At 70.3% G+C, this 23,148-nt stretch carries 25 protein-coding genes and 1 tRNA gene; 11 read left to right on the forward strand and 15 right to left on the reverse strand.

What is annotated here, in order from left to right; genetic code table 11:
* Together ACZ6S4_RS21345 and pknB are read left to right on the forward strand one after the other, a co-directional pair.
* On the forward strand, nt 1-1,383 hold the full coding sequence (locus tag ACZ6S4_RS21345) for a serine/threonine-protein kinase (RefSeq protein ID WP_465476593.1): 1,383 nt from the start codon (nt 1-3) through the stop codon (nt 1,381-1,383).
* Nucleotides 1,380-3,182, forward strand: coding sequence for a Stk1 family PASTA domain-containing Ser/Thr kinase (gene pknB, locus ACZ6S4_RS21350; protein ID WP_465476594.1), 1,803 nt, complete (start codon nt 1,380-1,382; stop codon nt 3,180-3,182). Before ACZ6S4_RS21345 ends, pknB begins: the two co-directional genes overlap by 4 nt.
* 63 nt (nt 3,183-3,245) lie before the next feature.
* On the opposite strand, the gene ACZ6S4_RS21355 is transcribed toward pknB, so the two are convergent.
* The 4 genes from ACZ6S4_RS21355 to ACZ6S4_RS21370 all read right to left on the reverse strand — a co-directional run bounded on the left by ACZ6S4_RS21355 (nt 3,246) and on the right by ACZ6S4_RS21370 (nt 7,521).
* Nucleotides 3,246-3,896 (reverse strand): aminodeoxychorismate/anthranilate synthase component II, encoded by a 651-nt coding sequence (locus ACZ6S4_RS21355; RefSeq protein WP_360813944.1) that lies wholly within the window; start codon nt 3,894-3,896, stop codon nt 3,246-3,248.
* Between the two features lie 8 nt (nt 3,897-3,904).
* Nucleotides 3,905-4,186, reverse strand: a complete 282-nt coding sequence (locus ACZ6S4_RS21360) for a hypothetical protein (protein ID WP_465476595.1) — start codon at nt 4,184-4,186, stop codon at nt 3,905-3,907.
* 9 nt (nt 4,187-4,195) lie between these two features.
* Nucleotides 4,196-5,596 (reverse strand): class E sortase, encoded by a 1,401-nt coding sequence (locus ACZ6S4_RS21365; RefSeq protein ID WP_465476596.1) that lies wholly within the window; start codon nt 5,594-5,596, stop codon nt 4,196-4,198.
* Between the two features lie 1,115 nt (nt 5,597-6,711).
* On the reverse strand, nt 6,712-7,521 hold the full coding sequence (locus ACZ6S4_RS21370; protein WP_465476597.1) for a DUF881 domain-containing protein: 810 nt from the start codon (nt 7,519-7,521) through the stop codon (nt 6,712-6,714).
* Between the two features lie 168 nt (nt 7,522-7,689).
* Here ACZ6S4_RS21370 and ACZ6S4_RS21375 point away from each other — a divergent pair, with 168 nt between their 5' ends.
* Nucleotides 7,690-7,953, forward strand: a complete 264-nt coding sequence (locus ACZ6S4_RS21375; RefSeq protein ID WP_360546788.1) for a cell division protein CrgA — start codon at nt 7,690-7,692, stop codon at nt 7,951-7,953.
* A 211-nt stretch (nt 7,954-8,164) separates the two neighbouring features.
* Nucleotides 8,165-10,303: a (Fe-S)-binding protein gene (locus tag ACZ6S4_RS21380; RefSeq protein ID WP_465476598.1), complete on the forward strand. Its 2,139-nt coding sequence runs from the start codon at nt 8,165-8,167 to the stop codon at nt 10,301-10,303.
* A 5-nt stretch (nt 10,304-10,308) separates the two neighbouring features.
* On the opposite strand, the gene ACZ6S4_RS21385 is transcribed toward ACZ6S4_RS21380, so the two are convergent.
* Nucleotides 10,309-10,968 (reverse strand): GOLPH3/VPS74 family protein, encoded by a 660-nt coding sequence (locus ACZ6S4_RS21385; RefSeq protein WP_465476599.1) that lies wholly within the window; start codon nt 10,966-10,968, stop codon nt 10,309-10,311.
* 108 nt (nt 10,969-11,076) lie between these two features.
* Between ACZ6S4_RS21385 and ACZ6S4_RS21390 the strand changes: the two genes are divergently transcribed.
* From ACZ6S4_RS21390 to ACZ6S4_RS21400, 3 genes are all read left to right on the forward strand, one after another.
* A complete protein-coding gene (locus ACZ6S4_RS21390; protein ID WP_465476600.1) occupies nt 11,077-12,411 on the forward strand; it encodes a hemolysin family protein in 1,335 nt (444 codons plus the stop codon).
* Entirely contained in the window at nt 12,404-13,429 is a 1,026-nt protein-coding gene (locus ACZ6S4_RS21395) for a hemolysin family protein (RefSeq protein WP_465476601.1), read from the forward strand. The genes ACZ6S4_RS21390 and ACZ6S4_RS21395 overlap by 8 nt, the downstream gene beginning before the upstream one ends.
* 76 nt (nt 13,430-13,505) lie before the next feature.
* Entirely contained in the window at nt 13,506-14,396 is an 891-nt protein-coding gene (locus ACZ6S4_RS21400) for a LamG domain-containing protein (protein WP_465476602.1), read from the forward strand.
* A gap of 11 nt (nt 14,397-14,407) precedes the next feature.
* On the opposite strand, the gene ACZ6S4_RS21405 is transcribed toward ACZ6S4_RS21400, so the two are convergent.
* The 5 genes from ACZ6S4_RS21405 to ACZ6S4_RS21425 form a co-directional block, all read right to left on the reverse strand.
* A complete protein-coding gene (locus tag ACZ6S4_RS21405) occupies nt 14,408-14,824 on the reverse strand; it encodes a hypothetical protein (RefSeq protein WP_465476603.1) in 417 nt (138 codons plus the stop codon).
* 470 nt (nt 14,825-15,294) lie between these two features.
* A complete protein-coding gene (locus ACZ6S4_RS21410) occupies nt 15,295-15,864 on the reverse strand; it encodes an NUDIX domain-containing protein (protein ID WP_465476604.1) in 570 nt (189 codons plus the stop codon).
* 57 nt (nt 15,865-15,921) lie between these two features.
* Nucleotides 15,922-16,413 (reverse strand): hypothetical protein, encoded by a 492-nt coding sequence (locus tag ACZ6S4_RS21415; RefSeq protein ID WP_465476605.1) that lies wholly within the window; start codon nt 16,411-16,413, stop codon nt 15,922-15,924.
* Nucleotides 16,414-16,534: 121 nt separating this feature from the next.
* Nucleotides 16,535-16,608: transfer RNA gene (locus tag ACZ6S4_RS21420), tRNA-Gly, on the reverse strand.
* A gap of 136 nt (nt 16,609-16,744) precedes the next feature.
* Nucleotides 16,745-17,260: a pyridoxamine 5'-phosphate oxidase family protein gene (locus ACZ6S4_RS21425; protein WP_465476606.1), complete on the reverse strand. Its 516-nt coding sequence runs from the start codon at nt 17,258-17,260 to the stop codon at nt 16,745-16,747.
* A 75-nt stretch (nt 17,261-17,335) separates the two neighbouring features.
* Between ACZ6S4_RS21425 and dcd the strand changes: the two genes are divergently transcribed.
* Entirely contained in the window at nt 17,336-17,914 is a 579-nt protein-coding gene (gene dcd / locus ACZ6S4_RS21430; protein ID WP_465476607.1) for a dCTP deaminase, read from the forward strand.
* Between the two features lie 172 nt (nt 17,915-18,086).
* Here the strand turns inward: dcd and ACZ6S4_RS21435 are convergent, their stop codons facing one another.
* A complete protein-coding gene (locus ACZ6S4_RS21435; RefSeq protein WP_465476608.1) occupies nt 18,087-18,353 on the reverse strand; it encodes an ester cyclase in 267 nt (88 codons plus the stop codon).
* A 159-nt stretch (nt 18,354-18,512) separates the two neighbouring features.
* Between ACZ6S4_RS21435 and ACZ6S4_RS21440 the strand changes: the two genes are divergently transcribed.
* Nucleotides 18,513-19,256 (forward strand): hypothetical protein, encoded by a 744-nt coding sequence (locus ACZ6S4_RS21440; protein WP_465476609.1) that lies wholly within the window; start codon nt 18,513-18,515, stop codon nt 19,254-19,256.
* Nucleotides 19,257-19,371: 115 nt separating this feature from the next.
* Nucleotides 19,372-19,653 (forward strand): YciI family protein, encoded by a 282-nt coding sequence (locus ACZ6S4_RS21445; protein WP_360813978.1) that lies wholly within the window; start codon nt 19,372-19,374, stop codon nt 19,651-19,653.
* A gap of 20 nt (nt 19,654-19,673) precedes the next feature.
* On the opposite strand, the gene ACZ6S4_RS21450 is transcribed toward ACZ6S4_RS21445, so the two are convergent.
* From ACZ6S4_RS21450 to ACZ6S4_RS21460, 3 genes are all read right to left on the reverse strand, one after another.
* Nucleotides 19,674-20,606, reverse strand: coding sequence for a phosphotransferase (locus ACZ6S4_RS21450; RefSeq protein WP_465476610.1), 933 nt, complete (start codon nt 20,604-20,606; stop codon nt 19,674-19,676).
* Between the two features lie 22 nt (nt 20,607-20,628).
* A complete protein-coding gene (locus ACZ6S4_RS21455) occupies nt 20,629-20,934 on the reverse strand; it encodes an SCO4225 family membrane protein (protein ID WP_465476611.1) in 306 nt (101 codons plus the stop codon).
* A gap of 65 nt (nt 20,935-20,999) precedes the next feature.
* Nucleotides 21,000-21,548: a phosphoribosyltransferase gene (locus tag ACZ6S4_RS21460; protein ID WP_465476612.1), complete on the reverse strand. Its 549-nt coding sequence runs from the start codon at nt 21,546-21,548 to the stop codon at nt 21,000-21,002.
* A gap of 101 nt (nt 21,549-21,649) precedes the next feature.
* Here ACZ6S4_RS21460 and ACZ6S4_RS21465 point away from each other — a divergent pair, with 101 nt between their 5' ends.
* Nucleotides 21,650-22,777, forward strand: coding sequence for a PP2C family protein-serine/threonine phosphatase (locus tag ACZ6S4_RS21465; RefSeq protein WP_465476613.1), 1,128 nt, complete (start codon nt 21,650-21,652; stop codon nt 22,775-22,777).
* On the opposite strand, the gene ACZ6S4_RS21470 is transcribed toward ACZ6S4_RS21465, so the two are convergent.
* Nucleotides 22,774-22,962, reverse strand: coding sequence for a hypothetical protein (locus tag ACZ6S4_RS21470; RefSeq protein WP_465476614.1), 189 nt, complete (start codon nt 22,960-22,962; stop codon nt 22,774-22,776). The genes ACZ6S4_RS21465 and ACZ6S4_RS21470 overlap by 4 nt on opposite strands.
* Nucleotides 22,963-23,148: the final 186 nt, after the last annotated feature.

Raw genomic sequence — 23,148 nt, forward strand, 5'->3', positions numbered from 1 at the left:
ATGATCAGCCCTGGGGTCACCCTCGGCGGCCGGTACCGCTTGGACGAGCGGATCGCCGGCGGTGGCATGGGTGACGTGTGGCGTGGCACCGACGAGGTGCTGGGCCGGACCGTCGCCGTCAAGATCCTGCTCCCGGCCCTGCTGGACGAGCCCGGCTTCGCCGAGCGGTTCCGCGGCGAGGCCCGGACCATGGCCACGATCAACCACCCCGGCGTGGTCGACGTCTACGACTACGGCAGCGACCAGCAGCTCGCGTTCCTGGTGATGGAGTACGTCGAGGGCGACGCCCTGTCGCGCACCCTGAGCCGGGTCGGCCGGCTGACGCCGGCGCGGACCATGGCGCTGGTCGCGCAGGCCGCCGACGCCCTGCAGGCCGCGCACGCGAACGGCATCGTGCACCGCGACGTCAAGCCCGGCAACCTTCTGGTACGCCCGAACGGCACGCTGGTGCTCACCGACTTCGGCATCGCCCGGTCCGCCCTGGTCGGGCAGCTCACCGTGGCCGGCTCGGTGCTCGGCACGGCGTCCTACATCTCCCCGGAGCAGGCCTCGGGCGCGGTCGCCACGGCCGCCTCCGACGTGTACGCCCTCGGCGTGGTCGCCTACCAGTGCCTCTCCGGCCACCGGCCGTTCGACGGCGCCACCCCGATCGAGATCGCCATGAAGCACGTCCGGGACACCCCGCGACCGCTGCCGGCCGACATCCCGCCGGCCGTGCGCGCCATCGTGGACCGTGCCCTGGCCAAGGATCCGGGCGCGCGCTGGCCCACCGCCTCGGCGATGGCCGCGGTGGCCCGCCAGGCCGCCTCGTCGCTCACCACCCAGGTGCAGCAGCCCGCTGTGAACGGTTCCGCGCCCGCCGGCCGTCCGCAGTCGGGTGGCCCGGCGATGAACAGGCCGCAGTCCGGTGGCCCGGTGGTGGCCAACCGGCCGCACTCCGGTGCTCCCGCTTCCGGCCCGCCCGGACATCCGGTCTCCGGGCAGGCCCGCCCGCCGTATCCGCCGGTCCCGCGGCCCGTCTCCGGGGCTCAGGCGCGTGGTGCGGCTTCCGTGCCGTCCGGTCAGCCGCCGTACCGGCATCCTTCGGCACCGCCGATGCAGCAGCCGATGCAGGGCGGCAAGCAGCCGGAGGGTTCCGGCGGACGGCAGGTGCTGATCGTCCTCGCTGTCGTTCTGGCTCTGCTTGTCCTGCTCTGTGCCGGTGTGATCTCGTTCCTGCTCAAGCAGAGCAACGCCGCGATGGGCGGGAGCGGTCCGCGTGCCACGGTCGTTCAGGCGGGCTCGGCTGACCCACGGGCGCCGGTGGCGTCGTACCGTCTTACGAAGCAGGCTGCGGCTCCCCTCAGCCTGAACCATGCGACCGAAGGACGACAGACGCTATGACGGCGCAGGCCCGCCTGCTCGGCGGCAGGTACCAGGTCGGCGAGCTGCTCGGCTACGGCGGCATGGCCGAGGTGCACAAGGGCCGTGACCTCCGGCTGGGCCGGGACGTCGCGATCAAGATGCTGCGCACCGACCTGGCGCGCGACGCCACGTTCCAGGAGCGGTTCCGCCGCGAGGCGCAGAACTCCGCCGCCCTGAACCACCCGGCGATCGTCGCCGTCTACGACACCGGCGAAGAGGTGTCGTCAACCGGCGAGAAGCTGCCGTTCATCGTCATGGAGTTCGTCAACGGCCGGACCCTCAAGGAGGTCCTGGCGGCCGAGCAGCGGCTCCAGCCGCGCCGGGCCCTGGAGACCATCGCCGACATCTGCGCCGCGCTGGAGTTCAGCCACCGACACGGGATCATCCACCGGGACATCAAGCCCGGCAACGTGATGATCACCCAGGGCGGCCAGGTCAAGGTCATGGACTTCGGCATCGCCCGCGCCCTGGCCAGCGGCGCCACCACGATGACCCAGACCAGCGCGGTCATCGGTACGGCGCAGTACCTCTCCCCCGAGCAGGCGCGCGGCGAGTCCGTCGACGCCCGCTCCGATGTGTACGCCGCCGGCTGTGTGCTGTTCGAGCTCCTGGTCGGGCACCCGCCGTTCGTCGGGGACAGCCCGGTCAGCGTGGCGTACCAGCACGTCCGCGAGGACCCGAAGGCGCCCAGCGACATCAACCGCGAGGTCCCGCCGGACGTCGACGCGATCGTGCTCAAGGCGCTGGCCAAGAACCCGCTGAACCGCTACCAGAGCGCGCAGGAGATGCGTGCCGACGCCCTGCGCGCGGTCGCCGGGCGCCCGGTCATGGCGACCCCGGTGATGTCCGAGGCCGAGACGATGGCGATGTCCGGGCCGCCGATGCGCCAGCAGACGGCGATGACCCGGGCGATCCCGGCCGGCGTGGGGCCGCGCGGCCCGCAGCCGCCGGAACGCAAGACGTCGTCCTGGGTGATGGCGGTCCTCGCCGCCCTGGGTGTGCTCGCGGTCGTGGCGCTGGGCATCGGCCTGGTCCTGTCGCAGAACAAGGACAACGAGCCCGACCCGATCGCGAACGCGGCGGTGCCGAAGGTCGAGGGCCTGTCGGAGAGTGACGCCAGGGCGAAGCTCACCGCGGCGGGCTTCCAGGACATCACGGTCGGCGACCCGGTCACGACGGACGACTGCAAGAAGAGGGTCGAGAAGCAGTCGCCGAGTCCGGCCCAGACGGTCCCGGTCAACACGCAGGTCACCCTCACCATGTGCGTCAGCCCGGAGGACACCCGGGTGCCCAGCAACCTGCGCGGCAGCAGCAAGGAAGTGGCCGCGGAGGCGCTGCGGGAGGCCAACCTCAAGGCCGACTTCCAGGAGGTCGACAGCGACGCGGAAACCGGCCGGGTGATCTCGGTCGAGAAAGAGGGCGAGAAGGTCAAGCCCGGCACGACCATCACCGTCAAGATCTCCCGGGGCAACCTGACCGAGGTGCCGTCGGTGGTCGGCAAGACCGAGGAAGTGGCCAAGGCGCTGCTCCAGCAGGCGGGCTTCACCAACATCGAGGTCGAGCCCTCGAACCAGCAGGGCACGCCGGGTCAGGTCGTCGACCAGACGCCGAACGCCAAGCAGAAGAAGCCCAAGGACACCCAGATCACCCTGACCGTGATCGCCGAGCAGGAACCGAACCCGGACGACTCGGGTTCCGCGGACCCGGACATCCCGGACCCGCCGGGCGGCGACGGCGGCGGCACGGGCACCGGTACGGTCGGCGGCCTGCTCAACTGAGCCACACACGAGAAAGCCCGGACGCGGGTTCGCGTCCGGGCTTTTCTGGCTGTGCGGGGCGGCTCAGGCGGTGGCGAAGGCCGAGCGCCGGCGGCTCTCCACCTCGGCGGCGAGCTCGGGGGCCCGGTCCAGCGCCTCCGGCAGGCCGCAGGAGGCCAGCCAGTTGGCCAGCATGGTGTGGCCGCCCTCGGTCAGCACCGACTCGGGGTGGAACTGCACGCCCTCGATCGGCAGGGTGCGGTGCCGCATCGCCATGACCACGCCGGACTCGGTCCAGCCGGTCACCTCGATCTCCTCCGGCAGGGTCTCCGGGAGGACGGCCAGCGAGTGGTAGCGGGTCGCGGTGAACGGATCGGGCAGACCGGCCAGGACGCCGGTGCCCTTGTGCTGCACCGTCGAGGTCTTGCCGTGCAGCAGCTCCGGGGCGCGGGTGACGGTGCCACCGAACGCGGCGCCGATCGCCTGATGGCCGAGGCAGACGCCGAACATGGGCAGCTTGCCCGCGTACTCCTGAATGACGTCCATCATGATGCCGGCGCGTTCCGGCGTGCCCGGCCCGGGCGAGAGCAGCACCCCGGCGGCGCCGAAGCCGGCCACGTCGGCCACGGTGATCTCGTCGTTGCGGCGGACCTCGCACTCGGCACCCAGCTGACCCAGGTACTGCACCAGGTTGAAGACGAACGAGTCGTAGTTGTCGATCACGAGGATGCGCACGGGATCACCTAGCTGGCAGACGGGTGGGGATCGTTGGTGTGCTCGTTGTACGGGATCTCGTCGGGTCCCAGCTGCGAGTCGTCGCCCGGCACCGCGTTCGGGTCCTGCTCGGCCGAGCCGTTCTGCTCAGTGCCCGTGCTCACCTGCACGTCGTCGAACGGCAGCAACGGCGTGGCCCACGGGAAGACGACGTACCAGAGCAGCGCGCCGACCATCGTGACCAGCGCGAGTGAACCGGTCAGCTTGCCCCACAGGCCGAAGGGCAGCTTGCGCCAGATCCAGGCATACATCGCTACCTCCTATGCCTTCGTCTTGCCGATGTCGGCGGGCCGGCCGGCGCCGGGTTGCGACGCGTCCCGCTTGACCGTGTCGACCAGCTCGGCGTGCACGATGAGCCGCTCGTAGTTGTTGAACTTCGGGTTGCAGGTGGTCAGCGTGAGCATCGCCTTGCTCGCCTTGGCCTTCGGCTTGCCGGGGACCGGGGCCACCACCTCGACGGCGCTGGGCTTGACGACCAGGCTCTCGCTGACCTTGTAGACGTACCAGTTGGTGCGGGTCTCGACGCCGATCACATCACCCGGCTTGAGCTCGTCGAGCCGCCAGAAGATCTTGCGGATCCGGTGGCCGGCCACCGAGAAGTTGCCGACCTCGCCGGGCTCCGCGGTGTCCGGGTAGTGCCCAGGGGCGTACCGGATGTCCTGCGGCCGCACCCCGTTCACAACGACCCACTGCATGCCCAGCTTGGGGATGTAGAGCCGCCCGACCAGGTTCTTCCCGGGCGCGGCCGGCGCAGCCTTGACCGGCGTGCTCGGCGCGACGGTCGGGTCGTTCCACTGATCGTCGAGCTCGGTGGCGAGAGTGTCCTGCTCGTTGTCGACCTTGGCCGAGTTGCCGAACACCTCGTACCCGGCGAACAGCAGCACGATCAACCCGAAGGTGATCATCAGCTCGCCGGAGACCCGCACCGCGGACCGGATCCGCGAACCCAGCGTCGGACGGGTCAGCTCGGAATACACGCTCTTGTAACCCTCGTCGGTCTGCTCGGGCCGCAACTTGACGACCTTCTCACCTCGCCGCGGCTTGGCGTCCTCCGCCGCGCCGTCATCGAGATCAGGATCGGCAGCGGCGGCGGCCGCGGCAGCGGCGACGGAAGCGGCAGCGGCGACGGAAGCGGCACCGACGGTGCCGGACCCGCCGGGCAGAGGGGTACGCACAGAGCTGCTCACATCCGTGGCCGACTTGGAACTGACCTTGGGCCGGACCGAGGGCAGCAGCCCGGTCGGCGCATCCGCGGTACGAATGATGGCAGTGGCCGACGGGTCCTGACCCTGGCGGGGTGGAAGCGCACCACTGCCGAGCAGCTCATGACCGTCCTGCTCGCGGGCGCTGCGCCTGCTGTCGGGGACGGCTCGGCGCTCGCTGCGAGAACGGAAGGCGTCCGCCACCGAGGGGCTGCCGAGCCGATCCCGGCCGGCGGCGTTCGGCGACTGCTGGTCCGTGCCGGGGGGCGTCTGGCCGGGTCGGCGGCCGAAGCCGTTCGCCGCCTCGGCGTGGCCCGCGTCCTGGGGGTAGGCGTCGGCCGTCCTCGGGTCCAGGCCGTTCGCCCGGCTGAAGCTGTCGGGGTACGTCCGGCGCGGCATGGCCTCGTCGGCGGCTGTCCGGCGCGGGGCGGCTTCCTCGGTGGCTGCGCGGCGGGGCATGGCTTCGTCGGCTGCTGCGCGGCGTGGCGAGGCGTATCCGTTTACCGGCTGGCCTTCGTCTCGGAGGGGTCGTCCGTCCTCGGCGAGTGGGCCGCGGTAGGTGCTGGTCGGCGCCGGGTAGACGTCGTTCTCCGTGCCGTGGGCCGAACGCCGGCCCGGACTGCGAGGCTGGTCGAAGCCGCCGGGCGGGGAGTAGGGGGCGTCGCTGGCGGGCCGGACGGCGGCCGCGGCGGACGCCGAGCCGCTGACAGGGCGGAAGTCCTCGGCCGGCGGAGCGTCACCCGGAGCCGGCCCGAAGCCGTTAGCGCGGCTCGGCCGCGCGAAGTCACTTGCAGTGGGCGCGCTGCCGTTCGGCCGCGCGAAGTCACTCGCGGGGGACGCGCTGCTCGGCCGCGCAAACTCACCCACCGCCGGGCCAGCCGCCGGCGCAAAGCCGTTCGCAGGGCTCGGCGTAGCCGCGATCTCCGGCCCCGCGAAGCCACCACCCGCAGCCTGCGCCGATTCCCGAGCAACCCGGGCCTCCTCAGCCGCAGCCGCGAAGAAATCAAAGCCAGCAGGAGCAGCCGCGGGCGCCGGCACCACAGGCGGCGGAGGAACAACCGCCGCCGCACCGGCAATCACCGGCGAACTATTGGTCCGGCCGGGAGTATCAGCAGCACGAGCCACCACAGGCGAGCTATCTGTCCGGCCACCAGCGTGCCCCACCACCGGGGCGCCGTCGGTCCGGGCCGCCGCCCGAGCAGCCGCAGCAGCCCGAGCCACCACCGGATCAACCGCCCCCGAAGCCTCACCCCGCAGCACAGCAGTGTCGGCGGCTGAAACAGCCCCAGCAGCCCCACCAGCGACTTCAGAACCCGCAGGTACCGGGAAGGGCGAACCGGGCGACACCGGAGCCTGAGCGGGCACTGAGCGCCCCTGCGCGGGCGAAACCGGACCGGCCGGCGCGGCCCAAGGCGCTGCCGGCGCCAAGCTGGGCGGCGGGTCCAGCGGCCCACCGGGTACGCCGTCCGGCGAAGCGTCCGTGATCCGGGGAATGAAAGCCGTCTGCGCGTCGCCGTCGGGAGCGCGGTGCCGACCGGAGTTCGCCGCAGCCTGCTGGGCGTCCGACGCTTCCATCACTCCGTGGCCTCGGCGGATCGGAGGTCACTCGACCCGTCGTACGCCCGCACAGTCACGTTCCTCTCGACGGTTTCCTGATAGCCGAGTCCGAAGTCCGCCACTGCCGTACGGAATTGCTGGACTCCCTCTGCGGACTCCAACGCGCGATGCATCGCCGTGGGTTCGCCGATCGCCGTGATCTTGAACGGCGGCGAGAAGACCTGCCCGTGGAGCAGCAGTGTGTTGCCGACACAGCGTACCGCGCTCGTGGAGATGACGCGGACATCCATGATCGCCATTGCCTCGGCCCCACCTGCCCACAATGCGTTCACCACCGCCTGGACGTCACCCTGGTGGACGACGAGGTCGTCGTTCTCGGGGTCGTCCGTGCCGGTGCCGGTGGTCCGCTGCGGAGAGTCGTTGAGGACGACCGTGATGCCGGGGCCGTGCAGGGCGGTGAAGCCCGCGCCTCCGCGCATCGCGTCCGCGCGCTGGCGGGCCTGCTTGACCGGTTCGTCGACGTTTGCCAGCCGGGCCGCGTCCTGGTCGACGGCCGCGCGCAGGTCAGCGGCTCTTTTCTCGCGGTCCTCGAGCCGGGTGCGCTTGTCGGCGATGAGCTGGGCGAGCTGCGGCCGGCGGTCGTCGCGCAGGGAGGTGCCGTCCGCTGTCGTCGCCGATGTGGTGAACAACAGACCGGCTGCGAGTCCGATCAGTGGGACCGCGACCGACCATCCGCGCTGCCGTTGAGCCTTGCGACGGGGACGTAGTCCACCAAGGGCTCGTCGCAGGACAAGTCGCCACGAGGGCGCCCCCGTGGTGTACTCCACGTCGGTTGTCCTCCCTGGCTCGGCCGAAAAACGCACCGGCGGGTGCCTGTGCGCGCGCCGCCTTGACTACGCTAGCTATCGAACAGTATTCGCCACGGGCAGCTTTCGGGGTCCCCGGAGCCGCTCAGGGGTGGGTTGTTCACCACTTGTTGCCCTCAGGAGAGCACCGTGCCGAAGTCACAGGTTCGAAAGAAGAAGGTCTACACCCCGCCGACGGACATTCGTCCGTCCGGGACGGCGGCGTCGAAGAAGCCGAGTCCGGTGTGGCTGCCCATCACGGCAGTCGCGCTGATCGTCTTCGGCATCTCCTGGCTGGTGGTGTACTACCTCTCGGAGCAGCAGTACCCGGTCGAGGCGTGGCGGTATTGGAACCTCCTCGTCGGCTTCGGCTGCATGGTCGCCTCCCTGGGCATCCTCTCCCGCTGGCGCTAGTGCCGCTCCTGCCGCGCGGCCCCCGGCCGAGCGGTAGCGTGATCTGCGTCTGATTTGTCCGACAGCGCACCCCGGCGTCCGAGCCGTGGGGTGCGCTGTCGACTGCGTTCCACCAGACGACTGCAACACCTGCCCGGACTGCCGCTCGCATTCTGATTACTCACGGGTAACATAGGTCGGCGGGCCAGCTGACTCCAGGAGGCACAACCACATGGGCACAGTGCAGATCGTCGCCACCGTCCTGGCGGGCGTCGTCACCCTCGTCGCCGTGGTCCTGGCGGTCCGGGCGGTCATGCAGATGACCGCGGTGATCCGACTGGGCCGGCCCGACCCCACGCGCTCCGGCGACAAGGGCACCCGCACCCGCACGATGCTGGTCGAGACTCTCGGTCACACCCGGATGCTGAAGTGGACCGCGGTCGGTGCGGCGCACTGGTTCGTGATGGTCTCGTTCATGATCCTTTTCCTGCTGGTGGTCGAGGCCTACTTCGAGGTGGTCGACCCCGAGGGCGGGCTGCCGATCATCGGGCACTGGACGGTCTACGGCCTGATCACCGAGTGGATCGGCGTCCTCGGCCTGCTCGGCATCCTCTACCTGATCTACCGGCGTCAGCGCGACAAGCGCAAGAAGGTCTCCCGGTTCACCGGCTCCACGATGTGGCAGGGCTACTTCGTCGAGGCCATCATCGTGGGCGTCCTGATCTGCGGCTTCCTGATCCGCGGTTTCAAGGTCGCCAACGACACCTTCGAGTACGCCGCCTGGGCCACCCCGGTCAGCCACGGCGTCGGCGCCCTGCTGCCCGCCGCGGCCGACGGGCCCACCTGGGTCGCCCTGGTCAAGATCTTCATCTCCATGGGCTGGCTGATCACCATCGCGCTGAACGTGACGATGGGCGTGGCCTGGCACCGCTTCCTGGCTTTCTTCAACATCTTCTTCAAGAGCAGCCCGGAGAAGCCCGCCGGCTCCGGCCTGGGCGCGCTCAAGCCGATGATGAGCGACGGCAAGCCGCTCGACTTCGAGGAGGCCGACCCGGAGAAGGACCAGTTCGGCGTCGCCCAGGTCGAGCAGTTCACCTGGAAGGGCCTGCTCGACTTCTCCACCTGCACCGAGTGCGGCCGCTGCCAGTCGCAGTGCCCGGCGTGGAACACGGCCAAGCCGCTCTCGCCCAAGCTGCTCGTCCTGTCGCTGCGGGATCACGCCTACGCCAAGGCGCCCTACCTGCTCGCGGGCGGCGGCAAGGACCTGACCGGCGAGGAGAAGGCCACCGAGGCCCAGCTCGCGCACATGGACGTGCTGGCGCTCGCCGAGGGCAACCGGCCGCTGATCGGCACCGAGGCCGAGGGCGGCGTGATCGACCCGGACGTGCTCTGGTCCTGCACCACCTGCGGCGCCTGCGTCGAGCAGTGCCCGGTGGACATCGAGCACGTCGACCACATCGTCGACATGCGCCGCTACCAGGTGCTGATCGAGTCCAGCTTCCCGGCCGAGGCCGGCGTCATGCTGCGCAACCTGGAGAACAAGGGCAACCCCTGGGGCGCGCCGCAGAACACCCGCGAGGACTGGACCAAGGGCCTCGACTTCGAGGTGCCGCGGGTCGGCGAGACCGAGGACTTCGACTACCTGTTCTGGGTCGGCTGCGCCGGCGCGTTCGAGGACCGGGCCAAGAAGACCACCCGGGCGGTCGCCACGCTGCTGCACGAGGCCGGCGTCAATTACGCCATCCTCGGCGAGGGCGAAACCTGTACGGGCGACCCGGCCCGCCGGATCGGCAACGAGTTCGTCTTCCAGATGCTGGCCCAGCAGAACGTCGAGACCCTGCAGGAGGCGAAGGTCAAGCGGATCGTCGCGACCTGCCCGCACTGCTTCAACACGCTGGGCAACGAGTATTCGCAGCTGGGCCTCGAGGTCGAGGTCGTGCACCACACCCAGCTGCTCGCGCACCTGGTCAAGGAGGGCAAGCTCACGCCCGTCCAGCCGATCGAGGGCGACGTGACCTACCACGACCCCTGCTACCTGGGCCGGCACAACCGGGTCTTCGACGCGCCCCGCGAGGTGCTCGGCGAGGCGGCCAACCTCGTGGAGATGCCGCGCAACTCCGAGCGGTCCTTCTGCTGCGGCGCCGGCGGCGCCCGCATGTGGATGGAGGAGAAGATCGGCAAGCGGATCAACGTGGAGCGCACCGAGGAGGCCCTCGCGACCGGCGCGAAGACGATCGCCGTGGGTTGCCCGTTCTGCTACACGATGATCGGCGACGGGGTCACCGGCAAGGGCGAGCAGGAGAACGTCGAGGTTGTCGACGTGGCGAGCGTGCTGCTCCGATCGATCAAGGGCGACAAGGCCCCCGCCTAACCCGGCTAGGAGGTCGCCGCGCTCACGGCGGAGGCGGCGACCACCGCGACGATGACCGCGGTCTGGATCTCCTCGACGGTCTGCCGGACCGCCGCGGCGGTCGCGTCGCCCGCGGAGATCTCGCGGAGCCGCTCGTCGACCCGCTTGCGGTCCAGCGTGCGGAAGACCTTGCGGTCGAGGTTGGTCGCGCCCACCAGGGCACAGAGCGCAGCGGTACGCGGCTCGACCGGCCCGGCTCCGGAAACGGCGGCGGTCAACCGTCGCCGCGCCTCCGTCTCGGGCGCCGGCTCCACGCCGTTCGGGGCCGGATAGCGGGTCCGGGGGAAGACGAACAGCACCTTGTCCTGCTCCCGGGTCAGCACGCCCTGCTCGACGAGCCGGTCCAACGCCGGCTTGCGGGTGTCGGTGAACTTCTTGACCCAGTGGGCGGGCTTGCGCGGCTTGTCGTCGGCCACGATCCGGTCGAGGGCCTGGTCCACCAGCGGATCACCGGTCGCCGTCGGGTCCAGGACCACGACCTTCTTGTCCTCGACGCCGATCCGGCCGCTGATCGCCAGCTCCAGCAGCAGGGCGCCCCCCAGGCCGTGGTCGAGGCGGACGCTGTCGGTGTCGGGCACGCCGTCGTCGCCGTAGGCGAGCAGCACGAACTCTTCGGCGAGGTTCATGATGCGACCGTAGCCGGGCGGCTAGCGGCAGAGGTGATTCGCGGCACCGGACACGAGCGCCCGCGGGATGCCGCGTTCCGGCACAATGAGGGCCGAGGTGAACCGATCATGGACGGCCCGCTCCTGACGACGGTGCTCCCGTTGGCGGCGTTCGCGTTGCTCACGGCGGGCAACGCGTTCTTCGTGGCAGCCGAGTTCGGCCTGGTCACCGTCGACCGGGCGGAGATCGACAAGCGGGCCGACGACGGCGACCGGCGCGCCCGTACGGTCCGGCACGCTCTGCATGAGCTCTCCTTCCAGCTCTCCGGCACCCAGCTCGGCATCACCCTCACCGCCCTGCTGACCGGCTATCTGGCCGAGCCCGCGCTGTCGCGGATCTTCCGCCCGGCCATCGAGCCGATCGCCGGGGGTGCCACCGAGACCGTCACCCACGTGCTCTCGCTGGTGCTGGCCACGATCGTCTCCATGCTCTTCGGCGAGCTGGTGCCGAAGAACGCGGCCCTGGCCCGGCCGATGCGGGTAGCGCTGGCCACCGCGGCCCCCCTGCGCACGTTCTCCAAGCTCTTCAAGTGGCTGATCGGCGCGCTCAACGGCTCGGCGAACTGGCTGGTCCGCCGGATGGGCATCGAGCCCCAGGAGGAGCTGGCCAGTGCCCGTTCCCCCGAGGAGCTGGGTCTGCTGGCCGCGATCAGCGCCCGGGCCGGCGCGCTGCCCACGGAGACGGCGACGCTGCTGCGCCGCACGATCCGCTTCGGCGAGAAACGCGCGGCCAAGGCGATGACCCCGCGCGTCGACGTGGTCGGGCTCAAGACCACCGCGAGCGTCGCGGATCTCATCGTTGCGGCCCGCGAGACGGGCCATACCCGCTTCCCCGTGTACGAGTCGACGCTCGACCTGGTCGTCGGCGTGGTCGGGGTGTCCGACGCCCTCGGTGTCCCGCCCGAACGCCGCGCCTCGACCGCGGTGTCCACGGTTGCCCGCGAGCCCGTGTTCGTGCCGGAGAGCCTCGACCTGGACAAGGTCCTGGCCGCCCTGCGCGCCGCCGACGCGGACATGGCGATCGTCGTGGACGAGTACGGCGGCACCGACGGCGTGGTCACGGTGGAGGACCTGGTCGAGGAGCTGGTCGGCGAGATCGCTGACGAGTACGACGTGGACTTCCCCGACGCCGGCAGCGAGGAGCTGACCGCGCCCGGCGACGACCGGAAGTTCCTGGTCGACGGGCTGCTGCGGGAGGACGAGGTGGCCGAGCAGACCGGTTTCCGGCTGCCCGAGGGCCCGTACGAGACGCTCGCCGGCTTCCTGCTCTCCCGGCTGGGGCACATCCCGGTCGTCGGCGAGTCGCTCGAGGACGACGGCTGGGAGTTCACCGTCATCGAGGTGGACCGGCACCGCATCGAGCAGGTCCGGGTCGTCGCGCCGCCGGAGAGTTCCGATGACTGAGCTGCTGGTCACGGTCGTGCTCCTGCTCGGCAACGCGTTGTTCGTCGGAGGGGAGTTCGCGCTCATCGCCTCCCGGCGTACAGCTCTCGAACCGCTCGCCGCCACCTCCCGGCCGGCCCGCTGGGCGCTGTCGGCGATGAATCAGATCCCTCTGATGATCGCCGGCGCCCAGCTGGGGATCACCATCTGCTCGCTCGGCCTGGGCGCGATCGCCGAGCCGGCCCTGGCGCACCTGCTGGAGGGCCCGTTCGGCGCGATCGGGATGCCCGAGAACGCGATCCACCCGGTCGCCTTCGTGCTGGCGCTGGGCGTCGTCGTCTTCCTGCACACCGTGGTCGGCGAGATGGTCCCGAAGAACATCACCCTGGCCGGGCCGGAACGCTCGGCGCTCGTGCTGGGCCCGTTCATGTTGGCCTTCTGCACCGGGACCAAGCCGTTGCTGGTCGCGATGCGCTGGGCCTCGCGGATGGTGTTGTCGCTGTGGAAGATCGAGGCCACCGACGCGGTCAAGACGGTGTTCACCGCCGAGGAGCTGGCCGGCATGGTCACCCAGGCGCGGGCCGAGGGCCTGCTCGGCACCGAGCAGTACGCCCGGATCCACGCCGCGCTGGGCCTCCACGACCGGACCGCGGCGGACACCCTGCAGCCCTGGTCGGGCGTGACCACGGTCGCCGACGACGCGTCGCCGGCGACCATCGAGGCGGTGGCGACCCGCAGCGGCCGGTCGCGGCTACCGGTCGTGCAGCGCGAGACCCGGCGGGTGCTGGGCTTCGTGCACGTCAAGGACCTCCTCGGGTACGAGGGAGCGCAGCGCAGCCTCCCGATGCCGGCCGAGATGATCCGTCCCCTGGCCGTGGTGGCCCCGGACCGCACGCTGGCCGACCTGTTGCTGACCATGCGACGCGACCGCCGGCACATCGTCCTGGTGAGTGACGGGCGCCGACCGCTCGGCGTGATCGCGCTTGATGACGTCCTGCATGCCGTGATCGGGGAGCCGTCCGTTCGGACGACCACATAAGGGTGCTTTAGCCCACATTTACGCCCGAACGGAGTTTGAACACGCTAGTTAAAGCGGCGATCCGGACAATAAACGCATGTTCGACTCTCGACGGTCCCCGCGAGGCGCACGCCGGCGCGTCACCCCCCTCGGCGCGCTGGTAGCGACCGCCGCCCTCGGCTCCGGCCTGTTCGCATCCCAACTGGTCCAGCCCGGCACCACCGAGCCGCCCCGGATCAGTCCGCAGTACGTCGCCCTCCAGCCGCGCCCCTCCGGCGGCGTACTCACCCCCACGAACCCCGGCTTCGCCGCCGTACCCCAGACGGGTGGACGGATCGGAGTGGCCAAGTCCCCGGTCACCGTCCGCTACACCTTCGACGGAGGAGTGAACCAGCCCCTGACCGACACGCACGGCGCGTACGCATTGCGAGCGCTCGCCCAGAACGGCGGCACCCTGAGCCTGGTCCCCCAGGGCAACGGCCTGGCCGTGCAGTACCCGACCCGCTGCACCCTGGCCCGCGAACGGCAGTGCCCGAGGGCGATCCTCGAAGGCTTCCGCGAGGACGCCCTGAACCCCGGCACCCGCCCGATGCGCTACGGAGCATCGATCATGATGACCCACCGGGACCTGGCCGACGGCGCGAACGTCTTCCAGAAGGGCTACTCGGTGGGTGGGGTGAGCCAGTTCAAGCTGCAGGTGGATCACCGGCAGGGCCACCCGAGCTGCGTGATCGCCGGCCGCACCCAGATCTATCGAGCGGAACCCCTCATCGACGTGGCGGACGGCCGCTGGCACAACCTGATGTGCGCCCGGACCCGGGACCGCCTGACCCTGACGGTCGACGGCCTGGAACGCGCCTGGGTCCGCCTCCCGGCGAACCTGTCGATCGCGAACGCGGAACCGCTGCGGGTGGGCGGCAAGGGCGCGGGCAAGGGCAACGACCAGTTCTCCGGCCAGATCGACAACGTCTTCCTGACCATCGCCTGACGGATCAGGTCCTACTCCAGCAAGGAGTCGTCGATCTCCCGCTGATCCGCGGCCCGGTCTCGTTCCTCCTGCTCGAGCCGGCGCTCGTCGATGCCCGACACGGCCCGGTTGACCTGAGCCTCTCGGTCGTGCAGCTTCTCCTCGCGCGCATCGAGCTGCCGTTCTCGTGCACCGAGCCAGGAATCCTGTCGCTGGGACAGCCGCTCCTGGTCATCGAGCTTGCGGGTACGGCGATCGAGCTCCGCGTCGCGCGCGTCGGCGTCGTACTGCCGATCGGCGAGCTGCGTCTCGCGCTCATTCAGGGAGCTCTGCCGGTCCTGGAGCCCGTCCAGCATCTGCCGGGCCTCGGTGTCCCGCACCTCCGCGTCGACCTCGTGCTGATCTTCGCGCGACTCCCGAGAAGAGGAGCCGACGTCGTCACCTGCCACCCCGAAATCGTACGGCCACCGCATTCGCTCAGCGCCACGAATCGGTCAGGAAGACCACCTGGTCAGGTCCGAAGCCGGCCGATCGCCGCGACCTCGAAGCGGTCGGCAGGGCATTGCCACACCGCCCGCCCGTGGCTCTCCATGGCCGCGAGAGGATGGCTGTACGGATGGCGCGGGCACGACGGCCAGTTGGTGGGCCGGCCCAGCGTCCACAGTGCCTCGACCGCCCTCCTGCACCTGGTCAGCCAGCTCGGCGATCTGGTGAGCCGGCGGCCGTCCAAGTGCGATCGAGATCCCCTGCCCGGATCCGTCCTGGGCGTAGAGGAAGGCGCTGGCGGGCGGCCAGCTCAGGATCCATGGACCCAGTCTCCTCGACGGCACGCCCGCCGAGAACAGGCGGAGGCTCGGGCCATCACCGCTGGCCCGAGCCTCCGTCTCGACCACGAGCCGGCACTGTCGCGGCCACGCTGTCATCCCGATCTTAAGGTGCGGGCCTCCACGTCTATCGACGCTGGCCGCTCAGATGTAGAAAAGCCGGCCAGCCACTCCGCGTGCTGGCGCATGCGGTCCAGGTCGTCGGGGAACCAGCTCTCCCACGAGTGATCCAGGCTCATCCACGCGGCCGGCTGACCGGGCTCGGCCCTCAATGGAATCTCAGGATCGGCGATCGCGACATAGGACAGTCCCAGGGTCGCCGGCTTGTCGGGATGATACGAGCGGACGCTGGCAGCAGCCGGTCGATCAAAAAGATCGACATCCACTCCGGTCTCCTCGCACAACTCACGACGCGCTGCCTCACGGGGCGTCTCTCCAGCTTCGACCTGCCCGCCGGGCGGAACCCAACCCCGCCACGGATGCTGCACCAGCAGCACCCGGGACAGGTCCGGGTCGAACACCCAGACCTCGGCCCCCAACGGATCCTCCGGACTGGCACCAGCAGCAGCCACCCAGCCCGCGACGTCGTCATATTCGACCCGTGCAGCACCAACATCGCCCAACGCGGCCGCCAGCGACCGCCGCTGCAACTCGTCACGACTCATGCCCGCAACCTAGCCAGGGGGTATGACATCGCCGGCCAACGATCTCGGGGTCCGACGTCAGCTCCAGGAGCCGGCCAGGAAAGCCACCCGGTCTTTGGTCGACTCGTACGCCATCATCGGTGGGTAGCTGTCGAAAGCCCCCTCGGCGTATACGAGTACGGACTTGCCGAGGGCGGCACCAAGCGTGCGCAGGAATCGGCAGAAGGCGTCCAGCCTCTCTTGGCCCTGGATCTCGTGCAGGCTGACATCGCTCACGATCTCCTCGAGAGTCCACGGTCGGATGATCCACTCCAAGCCGGGGTCGGGCCAGACCCGCAGACTCCGCAGCAGCCCCTCCGGGCCCGTATCGAACAGCTCAGCGGCTGCTACCGGCAGCGGTCGCCGCTCGTCGCCGAACTCGTACTCACACCGCCAGCCCTCGGACCCGATGAGCTCCAACAGCGCTTGCCAGTCCACGCTCGCGGTATCAGGCACCACCACGTCAGGGGCGCTCCCGTTCTGCGACGGGTCGAACCACTCTGCGACGTCGGCCCACCGGATGGTCTCCACCCGAGCGATTCTCCTGCCACGCCTCCCACTGAGAAGAGGCAATGGCACGACAGCGACTGGTGGCGCGCCAAGATGACGAACGCCCGGCCTCGGCATCAGCCGTGACCAGGCGCTTCGTTCGTGGAGCGGGTGACGGGAATCGAACCCGCACTGTCAGCTTGGGAAGCTGATGTTCTGCCATTGAACTACACCCGCGAGCGGCCCCACTGTACCCGATTGCCGGGCTTCATGGCGGAGCCGCCCCGAGTAGGCACCGGCCGGACCTGGTGCGGCCCAGCTCCCTCCCGAACCTGGCAGCGCCCCGCGACGCAGAGCGGTGGCCGGCCGGTGCCTACGACCTTGCGGCGGCGACCAGGGGGCGGCCTAAGTCGGCGGCCGGGTCGCGCCACGATCGGGTGATCGGGGGGTATCGCAGGGTCATGGCCAGGGGCAGGGCGCCGGCGGGGCCGTGGCGGCGGAGCATGGCTGTGGTGATGTCGAACTCGAACAGGCGCCAGTCGACCAGGGCGGAGGCGCGGAGGGCTTCCGCCAGGCGGTTGATCACTGCTGGGTCGGTCACCGGGTGGGCGTGGCCGGTCACGTACGCCTCGTCGTCGCTTTCCTCCGGTGGGTACGAGTGCAGGGCGTAGCGGCCGTCGCGTTCCAGGTCACGGCGTTTCGCCGAACTCACCACGAAGCAGTAGAGGCCTTCGTCGGTGATGACTGGGGACACGGGGTGCACGCGGGGTCCGCCGTCGGCGCGGACTGTCGCGAGGTAGCCCATGCCGGGGCCGTACTGCTGGAGCAGTGCGCGGACGGCCGCGGCGAGCTCGGGCTCAGCCGCAGCGAATTCGGACCAGGAAGCCATGCGAACATCATATCGAACATATGTTCTAGTCGACCACTGAACACGCACTCCAATGCCGGTCGGTATGGTGTGGCGATGCTGCTCTCCGACCGTGACCTGGTCTCCGAGATCAAGTCGGAAAACCTCGCTCTCGAGCCGTTCGCGCCGGAGCTGATGCAGCCGTCCAGCATCGACGTCCGGCTGGACCGCTTCTTCCGCGTGTTCAACAACCATCTGTACACGCACATCGATCCGGCCGAGCAGCAGGACGACCTGACCGCCGAGGTCGAGACCGGCGACGGCGAGCCGTTCGTGTTGCACCCGGGCGAGTTCGTGCTGGCCTCGACGCTCGAGGTGATCACGCTGGGCGACCAGCTCGCCGGGCGGCTGGAGGGCAAGAGCAGCCTGGGCCGCCTCGGCCTGCTGACCCACTCGACCGCCGGCTTCATCGACCCCGGCTTCTCCGGGCACGTGACGCTGGAGCTGTCCAATGTGGCCAACCTGCCGATCAAGCTGTGGCCGGGCATGAAGATCGGCCAGTTGTGCATCTTCCGCCTGTCGTCCCCGGCGGAGCACCCCTACGGCTCGGCGGTCTACGGCTCGCGCTACCAGGGCCAGCGCGGCCCGACCCCGAGCCGCAGCTACCACAACTTCCGCACCTGGCCGACGACCTGACAGATCCAAAAACAAGAACGAGATCAGAGTCAAAAGCAAGATCAACGCCGTGTCGTGCCTGGTTGCATGGCACTGGCCGTCGCTCCCGCCGAGACCGGGCGAGGGCGGCCAATCGCCTGGCGGCTCATGAACGGCCACCCTCACCCTGCCGGCTGCGTGCTCGCAAGACCGATCAGGCGCCGGGCAGCTGGGTCAGCACCGACGAGCCGGCGATGACCCAAGCGCCCCACACCTCGACGATCTTCCCGTTGGCGATCCGGTAGACCGCGAACTCCTGCGTGTCGATCGTCCGGCCCGTCGGCGCGTGCACGCCGGTGTCAGTGAAGTGAGCGGACAGCCGGTCGCCGTCGACCAGCAGATGCCGCACTGCCCACCGGTAGTCGGGGAACGGCTCGACATGGCCCGCAGTCCCGCACAGCGTCGCTGTCCACGACCCCATCCTGGCCCAGCGTGGGTAGACGCGCCCGGTGGGCAACCAAGCGCAGCGATCACGGGAGAGGGCAAAAGTGCAGGCCAAGACAAATCCATCGCATCGTCGGGCGCGATCGGCCGGGACCGGCGCCGGATGATAACGCCCCAAACTCAATACAATGCTCGAATGAACCAAAACGGTACGATCTTCCGCCTCACCTCGCGTCGCGTTCTCGCCGCCGCTCTGGTGATGGCCGCCTCGGGCGCGCTCGCCGTGAACGCGCAGCCGGCCAGCGCTTCGTCGCACCAGCCTTGCAAGATCGAGAAGCACAGCACCACCGCCGGCATCACCAAGGTCGGTACGGCCACCGCCACCGTCGTCACCGACGGCGTCAAGCTGACCACTGCCCGGTCGAGCAACGCCGACAAGGCGTCGTGGCGCGAATCCTTCAAGCCGGTGGCGGCCAGCACGGTCACCGAGATGAGCTACGAGACCGTCAAGCTCGACACGACTGCCGGGGACAACAACGCCGTCAACGACGCCGCGCTGCCCTCGTACCACGTCTTCGTCAAGACGGCCGCCGGTGACGGCGTGCTCATCTTCGAGCCGTACTACTACCTGAGCTCGATCGGCGCCGGGAACCCGCAGCGCAAGGTCCGCACCGAGTGGAACGTGCTCGACGGTCCGCTGTGGACGTCCTCGACCACGATCACCGGTCTGCCCAAGACCGCGGGCGGCCCGGCCACCAAGACCTTCGCCCAGGTCGTCGCCGAGAACCCCCGGATGACCGTCACGGGCATCGGCTTCGGGCTCGGCACCTACAACGCCGGAGTGACCGCCATCCTCGACGAGCAGCGATTCGCCACCGCCCGGCAGTGCACCGAGCACCAGTGGTCGACCGGCTTCAAGTCCGGCGGTTGGTGGCACTGAGCACCGACATCTGACGCACCGGCCGGGTCCACCAGGACCCGGCCGCGCGCCCCTCCCCGTCCTCGTACGATTGCCGCGAGCTTTCCGCGGCTGAGAGGACACCACCGTGTACCTGATGATCTCGACCTATCGCGCCCCGCTCGAGCAGGTCGACGAGGCCCGGACCGCGCACCTGGCCTTCGTCGACGAGTTGCAGCGGGCCGGCGTGCTGGTCTCCGCCGGCCGCCAGGACCCACCGGTCGGCGGCATCCTGCTGCTCGACGTCGAGTCGGAGGCCCGGGCGCACGAGCTGCTCGCCGACGACCCCTACGTGCGCCAGGGCCTGGCCGACTACGCCGCGACCGGCTGGCAGCCCACCCGCGGCGTCCTCGCCGACTGGAAAAGCCCAACCGCCTGACGCCAGCCGGTTGAAAAGGCCTAGCTGACGCCGATCTCGGCGAGGGCGCGCCGCGCGTTGCCCTCGGCGATCTCCCGCATGAACTCCGCATGCGGAAAGTCGCCCTCAATGAGCTGCAGCGGCCCGGCAACCAGCGACAAGTAGTGCACAAGCCGATAGAGCGCCAGCCGAGCCGCATCCAGCTCCACCGTGCGCAGCGCCGGATAAAGCGAACCGAAGCGCAGCTCCAGGAACGCGTGCTCCCACTCCACGTCGAAGAACATCGTCGCCTCGATGTCGATCAGGACCGGCTCGCCGTCGGGGCCGATCAGCACGTGGTCGGGGCCGAGTTCGCCGTGGATCAGGCCGTACCCGGATCGGGGTCGCACGGCCCCGAAGCGCGCGTGCAGCTCTTCCTCCAGCCGGCCGCGCACCGCCGCGATGCGCGGGTCCCGCGCCGCCGCCTCGACCAGCGAGTTGAGGCCGCGTTGCCGGGCGAAGCCCGCCGGGGTCTCGCCTGGGAAGCCGAAGCTGGGCGCCTGATGGCTGTGCATCGTCCGGAGCATCTCGGCCAACCGGCCCAGGGCTTCGCGTCCGGCCGCCGGGTCGCGCTCCAGCAGCGCCTCCAGCGTGCCGCCGCGGACATCCTCGACCAGCGCGCGGTCCGGACCCATCATCACGATTTCCGGTACGCGCACCCCGAGGTCCCGCAGCAGCCCGTGGCACCGGACGAATCCGTCACGCCCGGCGTCGGCCTGGAACGGTCCGACGTCGAGCCCGGTCCGCGCGGGCCAGAAGTTCTCCTCCGCCGCCCAGCGGTACAGCAGCACGGTCGACCCGTCGTCGAGGGTGAGCCGGTAAACACCCTTGGTGGTGCCGCCGGCGAGGCGGGACAACTCGCGGAGCCGGCGATCGGTGCCGTACGTGTCGCGTACGAGATTCTGCAGGTCTGCCGGGGTCACGAAAGCGCGCACCCGGTCATTGTGGAGGACCGGGTTACGCGCGGTGCGAGCGGAGCCGGCCGACCTCGCCCACGATCGTGTTGATCAGCAGGGTGTTGAGCAGGACGCCGGCTGCGACGCTCAGCCACAGCATCGCGACGGCCAGCCAGCCGTCGCCGAGCAGGAACACCGGCGCGAAGATGATCGAGACCGGCGCGGTGAGGCCGATCAGGTAGACCGCGGCCGACGACGGCTCGTGGTTGCCGGTGGCGAGGTTTCCGCCGAGCAGGATGACCGAGGTGACCGCGACGGCGAACAGGTAGACGCGGGTGGTCCAGGTGCCGAGGAAGAAATTGGTCATGCGGTCCATCGTGGTGAGGCCGCCGGGCGCGCTCCTGAGTAGCGCTACTCAGGAAAGCCCGGTACTCAGCTCAGATCCGCGCCGGTGAGCAGCCCACGGATGGTCAGCTCGGCGGTGACCGCCGGGTCGCACTCGTCCACGATGACCGCCGTACCGATGAGCGTCGCGCCCAGCGCCGCGACCAGGTCCCGCAGACCCCGGGCCTGGGCGCCGGTGACCGCCCAGTCGTCGACCACCAGCACCCGGTCGGCCGGGCCGATCAATCGGGTACGCACGCCGAGCTGCTGGCCGGCACCGCGGTGATCGGCCGGCACCCGCGCCCACGTCATCGGCTCGGCGATCGGCAGCCGCGCCCCCGCCCGGTACGCCTCCACGAACCCCACCCCCAGCGCGCGGGCCACCAGCGGGCCGACGAGGAAGCCGGTCACCTCCGGCGAGACCACCACCGTGGGCGTGGCGTCCGGAAAAAGTCCGGCCAGTCCCGGGCCGAGGCCGTCCAGCACGAACGGGTCCCGCCACCAGCCGGAGCGGTCGCTGACGAGCAGATCGGTGCCCGGACCGGGGTCGGTCCAACGGAATCCGGCGCGAAGCCGGTCACGCAGGTCGGATGCCACAGCGCCATGGTGTCACCGCGGGCGCGGTGTCCCGGCGCCGAGTGGGCAGAACCCGCTCAGACTAGGGGTCAAGTTGATGCAGCCGCCCACGTGGATCAGGCATGCTGTTCGGCGTACCCATGCCGATTCTCCCGGCGGGCCGCCGCCCGCTCAGCCCAGCATCCCGCGCCGGCCTCGGCGCGGCCCTCGTGCTGCTCGCTGTCGTGTCGGGCGTGGAGATCGCGGACGGCCCACAGGCCAACTTCGTCGGGCTCTACGCGGCCGTGCCGTTCCTGGCCGCCGTGTTCGCCTACTGGCAGACCGTGCTGGCCGTCGGCGCGATCGCGACGGTCGTCGGGATGGTCTTCGCCGGCACCGACGGGCGCTTCGACACCGTCGGAATGGTCAACGTGGTCGGCATCACACTGGCCACCGGGATCGCCGCTGCGGTCGCGACCATCCGGCAGCGCAAGGACAACCGCATCGCCGAGCTGCTGCGCCTGGCGGCGGTCGCCCAGCAGGCGGTGCTGCGCCCGCTGGGCCCGCAGGTCGGCAACCTCGCGGTGGCGGGCCGCTACATCTCGGCGTCGGCCGCGGCGGACATCGGGGGAGACCTCTACGAAGCCCTGGACACCCCGTACGGCGTACGGATCATCATCGGCGATGTGCGGGGCAAGGGCCTGGACGCGGTACGGCTGGCCAGCATCGTGCTGGGCTCGTACCGGCACGTGGCGTTCGAGCGGGCCGACCTGCGCTCCATCGTCACGGATCTGGACCGGGCGGTGGCCCGTAGCGTCGGCGACGAGGACTTCGTGACCGCCGCGCTGGTCGAGGAGCGGGGCGGCACGCTGACCATCGTCAACTGTGGACACCCGGCCCCGCTGCTGCTGCGGCGCGGGCAGGTCATCGCGCTCGATCCGCCGGCGCCGGCGCCGCCCCTGGGGTTCATGCCGGTGGCCCGGCCCCGGGTGGAGCGGCTGGAGCCGGGGGACCGGCTGTTGCTCTTCACCGACGGCCTGGGCGAGGCGCGCCGGGACGGCGAGTTCTTCCCGACCGCGGACCGGGCCTGGCGGCTGCTGGGGCACGGCACGGTCGGGGACGGCCTGGCGTCGCTCGAGACCGCCCTGGTCGACTGGGTGCACGGGCAGCTCGAGGACGACATCGCTCTGGTGCTGCTGGAGTACACCGGCCCGGACGGCAGTGCGTCCATGGCCATGCCGAGCTGGGAAGTCGGCGCCGCGGGGAGCTAGTCCTCGGTCTTGTCCGGCTCGGCCGGCGCGGTGTCAGGCGTCTGCGCCTCGGCTGCCGGCACAGGCACCACGGCAACCGCGGCGCGTGCGGCGATCGTCTCCGGCTGACGGTGCCGTCCCACGTAGTGGCGCGGCTGGTCCGCCTGCCGGGGCTCCGGAATCAGACTCTTGATCGTGGCGAACATACTGACCTCCCCGGGTCGGGCGTACGTTTCGTCGCGTACATCCGGAGCAACGATGGGCTCGGCCCGTCGATACGTCCCAGCGGCGCGGCGACTTGCAAATGACCGAACGGTTGCCCCGATTCCCACCTGATCGGAGGCGTTTGACCCCCAACCCGACGGACAGGAAATGATCGAAGCGGACTTGTC

The sequence above is a fragment of the Actinoplanes sp. NPDC051405 genome (genome assembly GCF_055586185.1).

Coding starts and splice junctions, on each gene's coding strand:
- ACZ6S4_RS21345 (WP_465476593.1), top strand. CDS start 1: ATGATCAGCCCTGGGGTCACCCTCGGCGGCCGGTACCGCTTGGACGAG.
- pknB (WP_465476594.1), top strand. CDS start 1,380: ATGACGGCGCAGGCCCGCCTGCTCGGCGGCAGGTACCAGGTCGGCGAG.
- ACZ6S4_RS21360 (WP_465476595.1), bottom strand. CDS start 4,186: ATGTATGCCTGGATCTGGCGCAAGCTGCCCTTCGGCCTGTGGGGCAAG.
- ACZ6S4_RS21365 (WP_465476596.1), bottom strand. CDS start 5,596: ATGCCCCGCCGCGCAGCCACCGAGGAAGCCGCCCCGCGCCGGACAGCC.
- ACZ6S4_RS21380 (WP_465476598.1), top strand. CDS start 8,165: ATGGGCACAGTGCAGATCGTCGCCACCGTCCTGGCGGGCGTCGTCACC.
- ACZ6S4_RS21385 (WP_465476599.1), bottom strand. CDS start 10,968: ATGAACCTCGCCGAAGAGTTCGTGCTGCTCGCCTACGGCGACGACGGC.
- ACZ6S4_RS21390 (WP_465476600.1), top strand. CDS start 11,077: ATGGACGGCCCGCTCCTGACGACGGTGCTCCCGTTGGCGGCGTTCGCG.
- ACZ6S4_RS21395 (WP_465476601.1), top strand. CDS start 12,404: ATGACTGAGCTGCTGGTCACGGTCGTGCTCCTGCTCGGCAACGCGTTG.
- ACZ6S4_RS21400 (WP_465476602.1), top strand. CDS start 13,506: ATGTTCGACTCTCGACGGTCCCCGCGAGGCGCACGCCGGCGCGTCACC.
- ACZ6S4_RS21410 (WP_465476604.1), bottom strand. CDS start 15,864: ATGAGTCGTGACGAGTTGCAGCGGCGGTCGCTGGCGGCCGCGTTGGGC.
- ACZ6S4_RS21425 (WP_465476606.1), bottom strand. CDS start 17,260: ATGGCTTCCTGGTCCGAATTCGCTGCGGCTGAGCCCGAGCTCGCCGCG.
- dcd (WP_465476607.1), top strand. CDS start 17,336: ATGCTGCTCTCCGACCGTGACCTGGTCTCCGAGATCAAGTCGGAAAAC.
- ACZ6S4_RS21435 (WP_465476608.1), bottom strand. CDS start 18,353: ATGGGGTCGTGGACAGCGACGCTGTGCGGGACTGCGGGCCATGTCGAG.
- ACZ6S4_RS21440 (WP_465476609.1), top strand. CDS start 18,513: ATGAACCAAAACGGTACGATCTTCCGCCTCACCTCGCGTCGCGTTCTC.
- ACZ6S4_RS21445 (WP_360813978.1), top strand. CDS start 19,372: ATGATCTCGACCTATCGCGCCCCGCTCGAGCAGGTCGACGAGGCCCGG.
- ACZ6S4_RS21455 (WP_465476611.1), bottom strand. CDS start 20,934: ATGACCAATTTCTTCCTCGGCACCTGGACCACCCGCGTCTACCTGTTC.
- ACZ6S4_RS21465 (WP_465476613.1), top strand. CDS start 21,650: ATGCTGTTCGGCGTACCCATGCCGATTCTCCCGGCGGGCCGCCGCCCG.
- ACZ6S4_RS21470 (WP_465476614.1), bottom strand. CDS start 22,962: ATGTTCGCCACGATCAAGAGTCTGATTCCGGAGCCCCGGCAGGCGGAC.